This window comes from Bartonella sp. CM120XJJH (assembly GCF_042194715.1).
Lineage (GTDB): Bacteria > Pseudomonadota > Alphaproteobacteria > Rhizobiales > Rhizobiaceae > Bartonella.
In genome coordinates, this window is the sequence record NZ_JBHINE010000087.1 from 1 (window position 1) to 869 (window position 869).

The 869-nt window shown below is 40.4% G+C and carries 1 protein-coding gene and 1 pseudogene; both read right to left on the bottom strand.

The window, feature by feature from the left end:
- Positions 1-103: 103 nt before the first annotated feature.
- On the bottom strand, positions 104-553 hold the full coding sequence (locus ACFIKU_RS09890; protein ID WP_375635175.1) for a hypothetical protein: 450 nt from the start codon (positions 551-553) through the stop codon (positions 104-106).
- Positions 474-869, bottom strand: a pseudogene (locus tag ACFIKU_RS09895) (hypothetical protein); the annotation flags it as partial. The pseudogene ACFIKU_RS09895 and the gene ACFIKU_RS09890, both read right to left, overlap by 80 nt.

Genomic DNA, 869 nt, shown 5'->3' on the forward strand with positions numbered 1-869 from the left:
TTTTAATCATAAAATCTTTAAATCGCTTTGTAAGGTACCTTTTTGTCGATTTAAACGCATGTCTAATCGTAAAATGATCAGCACTTTTCACTATTTTACTGTTTTAAGCCGCTTTAGAATTGCTGCTGTTATGTTGCTCTTCACTAGGCTTGCCTATTCTCATGAATGAAATGCGCTTGCCTCCTAAAGCCAAATTACGCGTATTTTCAACTGCTATAAAAACTTTCTCAGCAACACCATAAAGCCTGCTTTCTAAATCGCGACAATACTGCGCAAGATCAGCACAAGAGGGGACAAATGTTGTGGACATGCCTTTTGCCTCACCACGTATAAGATTTTTAACGGCTTGCAATAAAGACCAGAGTGAAATGCCGTTAAGAGCAGCGATATAAGCCTTTGCACGCGCTTCTGCATTTGAAACTTTTTGCATTGTCAAACCACCTTCAAGCACATCAAGAGCCTCTGCTATGTCTTCAACAGACGCTTTCAAGGTAAGTAAATTTTGAACAGTCTGATAAGCTTCTAAAGCTTGTTTCTCTAGGGTTTTTGTCAATTGACTGCCATTGATCAAGGTCCATGGTAACTCCAGAGTTACACATTTCTCTATCTGTTGCACGGTATCTTGTAGAGGCGTCACTAAGCTGTGTTGCACCGATAAGATTACGGATTGTCTCTCCGGTACCAGCGCGAGTTCTTTGATCTTTTGAAAAGTTTCCATTGTTTCCACCATTGTTGTTCGTGTTTTTTGTTTTTTCTAAATTCTCGATAGCTCTGCGCACCCAGTTACGCCATGTTGCTTGCCAATCGATTTTGGTTGCATTTGCTCCAGCTTTTGAACGCCAATAATCTCGAAACTTTGCGATTTCGAC